This window comes from Bacillus sp. YKCMOAS1 (genome assembly GCF_030268125.1).
In the GTDB taxonomy this organism is placed as follows: Bacteria; Bacillota; Bacilli; order Bacillales; family Bacillaceae; genus Bacillus; species Bacillus safensis.
In genome coordinates, this window is sequence record NZ_BSEI01000013.1 from 1 (window position 1) to 7372 (window position 7372).

7 protein-coding genes and 1 pseudogene are annotated in these 7372 nt (G+C 36.9%); 1 reads left to right on the forward strand and 7 read right to left on the reverse strand.

What is annotated here, in order from left to right; translation table 11 throughout:
• A pseudogene (locus QSJ46_RS19500) lies at positions 1-138 on the reverse strand (protein rep); the annotation flags it as partial.
• A 774-nt stretch (positions 139-912) separates the two neighbouring features.
• The gene (locus QSJ46_RS19505; protein WP_031308973.1) at positions 913-2031 is read right to left on the reverse strand and encodes a response regulator aspartate phosphatase; all 1119 of its coding nucleotides are present in this window, start codon (positions 2029-2031) and stop codon (positions 913-915) included.
• Positions 2032-3377: 1346 nt separating this feature from the next.
• On the opposite strand from QSJ46_RS19505, the gene QSJ46_RS19510 reads away from it, so the two are divergent.
• A complete protein-coding gene (locus QSJ46_RS19510; RefSeq protein ID WP_110487812.1) occupies positions 3378-3851 on the forward strand; it encodes a DUF3967 domain-containing protein in 474 nt (157 codons plus the stop codon).
• 307 nt (positions 3852-4158) lie between these two features.
• On the opposite strand, the gene QSJ46_RS19515 is transcribed toward QSJ46_RS19510, so the two are convergent.
• The 5 genes from QSJ46_RS19515 to QSJ46_RS19535 form a co-directional block, all read right to left on the reverse strand.
• Positions 4159-4563: a hypothetical protein gene (locus QSJ46_RS19515; RefSeq protein WP_285605195.1), complete on the reverse strand. Its 405-nt coding sequence runs from the start codon at positions 4561-4563 to the stop codon at positions 4159-4161.
• A gap of 16 nt (positions 4564-4579) precedes the next feature.
• Positions 4580-5056, reverse strand: coding sequence for a hypothetical protein (locus tag QSJ46_RS19520; RefSeq protein WP_285605196.1), 477 nt, complete (start codon positions 5054-5056; stop codon positions 4580-4582).
• Positions 5057-5293: 237 nt separating this feature from the next.
• Positions 5294-5467, reverse strand: a complete 174-nt coding sequence (locus QSJ46_RS19525; RefSeq protein WP_285605197.1) for a hypothetical protein — start codon at positions 5465-5467, stop codon at positions 5294-5296.
• Positions 5468-5485: 18 nt separating this feature from the next.
• Positions 5486-6121 carry a hypothetical protein gene (locus QSJ46_RS19530; RefSeq protein WP_285605198.1) on the reverse strand — a complete coding sequence of 212 codons (636 nt, stop codon included), beginning with the start codon at positions 6119-6121 and terminating at the stop codon, positions 5486-5488.
• A 292-nt stretch (positions 6122-6413) separates the two neighbouring features.
• Positions 6414-7372 (reverse strand): protein rep (locus QSJ46_RS19535; protein ID WP_285605199.1); only part of this gene is annotated, 959 nt, incomplete at its 5' end.

Consider the following 7372-nt stretch of genomic DNA (forward strand, 5'->3'; position numbering starts at 1 on the left):
CGCACCGGTACGCTTTTCAAGTCCTTCATAATGAGCCGCCATAAGTGACGTTCTCACCTTTTTCCCTCGCCAATCCCGCTTTTTACCTGTTGCGGTTTTGTCCTGAAGGATGGTATAATTCGATTCAGATGAATACAAAATAAAAACTCCTTCTGATGCTAGTCCTCTAGCACTCTATTATTATGGTTTGGTCACTTTAATAATAGCAGAAGGAGTTTCTACATGTCAAAATGCTTTTAAACCCTTGACACCACTGGATTTACCCTACTTTTTGAAAATCTCAATGTTTCTATATGTATCAAGATAAGAAAAGACACGATTCTGACTCCGTCAAAATCGCCCAAAAAGCTGGCGAAACCGCCATCTTTTTAAAAGATCAAAACCCAAAAACCTAAAAGACCAAAGACTAAACCAAATTTCCCCGCAGGGGGAGATTTTTTTTTGATTTTTTGCCCCCCCTACTCAAAAATTGAGTCCCCCCGTTTTTATAGCCTTAACACTTTTTTTGTAGCTTTTAATCACTCAAATACATATCAAAACCCTGCAATCATAGGGTTTATTTTGCCAAGAAAAAACACCACACCTTTTCTGTAGCCTTTACGATCAGAAACACCTTTTCTGTAGCCTTTTGACTAAACCTCACACCAGAACGTGATAATCACAACCTGGATAATCACATTCTGGTAAGCACGTTCAAAAACCTAATCGTTTACGTCTTATTTTCAAGTAACTACACATGATATTTCCACAAAAAAACAGACCTAAAAGGTCTGTTAATTTTCATGTTACAAATCGAATACGATACATCATGTTGCATTCCTTGACGCAACAGAAACGCTGTTATCTTGCGTCGCTAAACCATAAACCGGCGCAACAGTCACAGCTAAAATCAAAACGGCAGCCATAATTTTTTTAAACGTCATATTCAAAATCGCCCCTTTGAATCAGTTTCTGAACTTGGATCATCTTCTTATAAAAAAATACAGAATCATCCAGTCGTTCTATGTCATTATAAAATCTTCCAGCCTCTAAAGCTAGGTCTTCTAAATAAGGATAACCACGACTATATAAAAGTTGATCGAATTTTTGATTGACTTCAACACTAGGCGAAACCGTCACATATAACTCATGAAGCACATTAAAAAGATCGACAAACATAGAATCATCATACTTTTCAGCATAGCTCTTTCCTTTCACACAATAATCAAGAGCTTCTTCTTTTCGTCCCTGCTTAAAGAAAATGATGGCTAAATCATAACAAGCTTGTACAACCTCTTTAGCACCGATCTTCTCGCCTAACTCTAATGCACGTTGGTAATATACTGTTGCTTTCGCAACATCATCTTGTTTATTAAAACAGTTTCCTAAATTCAACAAACCCTTAGTCGTAATGTAATCATGGCCAAGTGCAATAGATTCCTGTAAAGCTCGTTTCAAATGGGGAAGTGCCTTCTCGTAACTGACCAAATCGTCATAATTTCCCGCAATCACGAATCTACACTGGATTAACCTAACTTGATATATACTGTTTGCCTTATAAGCATGATACGCCTGTTCAACATAATACATAGATAGATGTGTTTGCTTCATGTGATAAAAGATTTCTGCCATTTTGAAAAAGAACTCCGCACGCTCCAATTCATCAGCTACTTTATCAAGTTTTCTTTCAGCATAGCGATAAAATGTAATAGCTTTTATGTACTCCCCTTTAGAAAACTCATACATCCCTCTGAAAAAATTGAAGTAGTACTCCATAATACCAGTAAGCCTTTTTCCTTCACCTTCGACAGCTCTCAAATAATCAGCTTTGTTGACAGTATTTTTTGATGGATTTACGTATTCAAGCATCTGTTCATGGCGAAATTCCATTAGCTGAAAATAAAGAACAACCTGTTCGTCTTCCTCCATCAAATCCAGTTCATTCTTAACTTCGTTACGGAGAATCTCTGCATCTGTCACATTCAACCTTTTGATATGCCGATACCACTCATTAATCTTCTGACCAATCACAGGCGCTGCAATAGTTCCCATACCATCAATCCCCCGATACATCGCTTTTTTATGTTAAATCCTAGCACATGAAATACGGCTATAACTTGCTTGCGTTTCCATTTTTGAAAATTTTCGGTATCTCGCAAACGTTTTTTAAAATGAATTCAGCAGACAAAACGAAAAAACGCATTTAAAGCCCTTATAAGCGTTTTTAACTCATCCCCCTATTTGAATTACCCGAACAAAAATAAAAGCGCTCAGAATCGAATCTGAACGCTCTCAACGGCATTTTTGAAATACAGCCTTGATATTTTTATAGGTTTAATCATTCAAATCAATCTTTGTCACAAACTCAAAACGAGTCAATCCATTGCTATGACTAGCTTCAATTTGTTTTTTTCTTCCGTAGTACCCCCCTGTTAGAGTGGGGGGGTTCCCGTTTGGCTCTCGGTGCTTCGCTTTTCGTTGCCACTCGACGACTGTCGTCGTCTTCCGCTGCGCACCTTCGCCAAACAAAACAAACGCACAAATATTTCTTTAATCTTATCATTTTTGACTCTTTCATGCCAACGGTACAATGCCTCGCATTCTGCTTTGAACGGAGAGAAAACCCACAGCACCTATTTAGGTGCATAAGTGGGCACTGGTTCTCCAGTGACTCTTTTCGGGCTCTGCCCAAACCCGCCAACGGTCAGCCCGTTGGATCGCAAATATTCAAACCCCCTACCCCCGATCTTCGGGGGATGCCCCTTCGGCGGGCGCAAACAAACGGGGTTTGTTTGAATCAATAGGCTTTGGGTGTGGTGAATGAGTCAACTCCTTAATGCTCACTTTCGTTCCGCTTACCGTTGACTCATGCCGAATGTTTTTCACTCCATTTTTTAAACAGTAACGCTCCTTTTGAGTGCACACTTTTCCGAAACAACACAAAACAAACACGAAACTTAATTCAAAGCTTTTGAACCCTTGTTGCTACTGATTTTTTTTGCAAAACGCTCCCTTTCTTTGTGTGCAGGTGCGCTCCTTTTCAAACACAAAACGTTACTCAATTCTTCTCACTTTTCCTTTTTATGGTGTGGCAGTTTTGCCGTTTCTGCCACATTACCGCATTTTTCTCCTAAAAAAAGGTGTGTCAGAATTTCATTTTTAGGCACATTCCTTTCAAAAATCGCAACCGCCACGAAACAAATCACACTGGGATTTCAAACATAAAGTGGTTGCAGTTTTCCCTTATGCTCTTTTCACCTTTTCCTAAATGTCTCCGGCGACACTTATCAAATTTTTTCTCTTTCAACCCGCTACGCAAAACAAAAACATTTTGCCTTTTGATCTAGGAGGGCGTAGCGTATACCGTAGCGAATGAATCATAAAGAGGTGAACCCGCTATGAAACCCGAAACCTACCTTTCTTCACAAGACATTGCAAACAAGCTCAATGTCTCCAGCGTCACGATACGTAAATACGCCGCCATGCTTGAGAAAAACGGCTATAATTTCGCCAGAGACACTAAGGGATGGCGTCAGTATAATGAGTCCGATTTATCCGCTATGGAGTATATATACACACACTCTAAATTGAGTGGTAAATCACTAGAAGAAGTAGCCAAACTTGTAGCGACCTTGTATCGGTCAAACTTGTCCATATCGGATACCGCTACACCGCTACAAGATGTCAATGTCGCCGATCTCATTCAAAGACAAGAAGAATTCAATCGTGCCATCCTAAAACGACTCGAACAATTTGAAGAACAGCAAAAAAAACGAGATGAAAATCTCATGCTCGCTTTGAAAGAATCCATTGAAACAAAAAAAATGATTGCTGCTGCTCAACAAAAAAAGTGGTGGCAATTTTGGAAATAGGACACCCGTGACAATGGCGCACTTATACATCCCCTTGTATGAGTGCTAAAATCTCATGATTTCCGTCAAGAATGTTTTGAAGAACAACAAAAAAAGCGAGATGAAATCTCATACTCGCTTTCAAAGAACATATTAGAACTAACAAACAATTAAAAAATCCTAAGCAAATACCCATAGAAGAACAAATAAACTGATTGTAAAATCAATAATTTCAAGTGAAATATCAGAAATTTGATTATAGAAAAACCAGCTAAAAATAAACAGAGTACTTATTACACAATAAAAGTATTTAGACATGATTTAAACTCTATTCTTGAGATAAATAGTCAAAATCAGTTTCTTCGAACTCAGGTAACTGTTTTTCAATACCAACTAAATCTAAAATTTCTTGAACATAGGTACGAATAGCAAGCATGTCAAAAGGAAAATCAAAATCAAATTCTTCCTTCACTGAAACAATATCCATACAATATGAACAACTATGCTTCATTCCTAACATATCGTCATTAAAGCTCAAAACATCCTGATATGATTCATCAGATAATTCAAAGTCAGATATTAAGTATATATCTACTTTGTTACCATCTTTAGACAATCTCTGATCACAAAAAAGAAGAAAAGCATATTTTTCTGAATCCTGTGACACTACTTGAAAAAATTCAAATTCTCTCAAACGAAGTAATCTTTTAAATCTTGTTTTCAAAGTTCTCATCTAGTTCAGAATCCCCTCAAAATATAATTGCTTTCCACTGCGCCATAGTAAGCATAGCAAAAGTGATACCTAATGCAACAGCTAATGTAACAATTGGTGTAGGATCCCACACTAACTGCCACCAACTAAATTTACTAACGTTCTTACGAGCATCTTCAAGTTTTTTTTGTTTCTTTTTATATTTACCCCATTGAGACTTAGATTTTAATGTCTTTACAACAGACTTCGGAGCCTTCTTCAAAGTAGAACCATCATGTTTAGTTCCATCCATATTTTCCGAAGCAATTTCTTTGCTTCCTTTATAAACATGAACATGCCACTTACCTGTTTTTTTGTCATGTGGTTCATCAAATCCAGCTTTATATCCCTTACCTAAATTAACCCACTCTCTATTAGCAGCAGAAGCACTTTTAGATGATACCAAAATTGAAGAAGTGAAGGCAAAAGCAAAAATCATAGAATAAATAAGTAATTTTCTAAAAATAACAGACATATCAGATCTCCTTAAATAATATTTAACAAGTGCGATTATACAATCCAAAATAAAGAAAAAATTGAATATAATAATATTTTAAGGAAATTTTAAGGGTCTTTAGCTCGTTAACACTTTCTTTTCTGATTGGTTATGTAACTCTTAATTCCAAAAAACGAAGCACTCAAAAATAAAAAATGATTGAGATTGTCACCGCAACAAAATAGAAACAAAAAAACAGGCTTTTTAGCCTGTTTTTTATCCTCCAGTGGCGACAATATTGATGAGTGGCACACTAAGTAAAAAGAAAACAACTGCAAAAACAACTTTATAACCCATCTCTTTTTCCTTATTATTCTTACGTTTTTGCATATAAACAGCAAAATAAGAAGCACCAGTTAACATCATCAAGACTGCTATTACAGTCATCATAAAATCATCACCTTTATATTATTTGAGGGTGTCAACTCTAAATGCAGCAACCCAAGTAACACCTACATAGACACCTTTACCTTTATTTTTTGCTCCGATTCTAACAGCTAGTAAAGTCCAGTAACCAGCCGAGACACCAGAAATTGAAGCAACAGGTGGTAACCAAAAAGTCAATCCTCCAGTAATAGCTCCACCAGCAGCTGCTGTATACAACCAATCTTGATAGCTTTTAGAAGCTTTATTGTTGAATTTTCGATCATATCCCCACCAGTTATAAGTCCATCTTGCGTAATTAACAGATGTCGACAAAGTAGTAGGTTTAATACTCAAATCTTTTTCTACAGTAATTTTACCATTTTTTACATCATTATTCAATTGAGCAAAATGTCCTTCTAATTGCTCTAAACTGTACTTCTCATATAAAGAATTTGGAACATTATTCAAAGATAATAAGCCATTTTTATCAACAGACACATACGGCTTAACAGCATCAATCATTTTTTGCTGATCATCATCCAAACTTGCTTGATCATCAGTCTTAACTTTATAGACTCTTTCAGGTTCCTTCACATTATTTTCGTAAGCTGACACATTTGGTGCAATAGATAAAACTAAAACAGAAACTAACGCCATAATCATAATTTTTAACTTCAAGACAAAACTCCCTCTCTATCTAGTATTTTGTTCATGGCAAATATCACATAAATAGATATATAAATCTACATAAATTGCCTAAAATAGAAAAGTTTCCAAAACGATTGCGGACACCGCAATCAAAAAAGAAATTTTATGTTTTTTAAGCATCAACAAATCTCTCATTTTGTTGATAAGGTTCAGCCTTAGAGCCACAAAGGTTTTAAGTGGTTTAATAGCCATTATTGAGACCCCATATTATAAGGGATGGGGTCTACATAAAAAAAGCAGGCTCCAATAAGAGCCTGCTTTTCTATCTGATTATGTAATTCTTGATGCCAACATGCCAATGCGCCATGACCTCAAACGTCTCATTGGCTACCTCATCATCATCTTCTTCAATACGGATCAGATCTCCGTCTTCCGCATCCGTCAAATTCAGTTCCTTATGAATCTCTTTCAAGATTCCGCCGTACCCGATTAAACGCCTGGCACTTAGTGCATCATCCAAATAATAGACCGTATCCAAATTTTCCTCGGTCACTTCATTCCCACGCATGACATCCGTATCCTTAACTGGATACTTCGAGATTTCAAGAATGGCCTTTTGTTCTTCCATTGCTTCGCGGACTTCTTTTTCAATCGCTTCTGCATCAATTCCCTTTTTCCCTTTGACCCGCTGCACATGCACAATGGGTGTGTAATCCAATTTCATTGCACGCTTCCAAAGGCTTGTCCATTCTGAATGTTTAATATAATTATGAGTAAAATAACTCTTTCTTACTGGAATTAAAACGTGAAAATGCGGATGATATGTATTTTCTTCATGATTTTTCGTGATCTCTAAAGCTCTGAAATATCCACGCACCGCAGAATCAACCTTTTTATATTTCATCAATCTATTAAAGCCTTTCATCATATCCGAAATGGTCTGTTTCAGATCATCACCCTCAACGTTTTTTACTGTCAACGTGAGAAATATCCATGCTGACTTATATTGCCGATTGGCTTCTTCAACGATCAATTTGTTGTGATAAGAAATTTTCAATGATCTTCGCCACGCACACATAGGGCATAACCTCACTTTACAAAAATAGGCTTGATATAATCGTAGTCTGTCCGTTTCTCGATCTCTCTTAAACGCAAGACATTCCGCACAATCACATACTTTCTCTGCCTTTTTTCCGTAGTAAGGCGCACCGGTACGCTTTTCAAGTCCTTCATAATGAGCCGCCATAAGTGACGTTCTCACCTTTTTCCCTCGCCAATCCC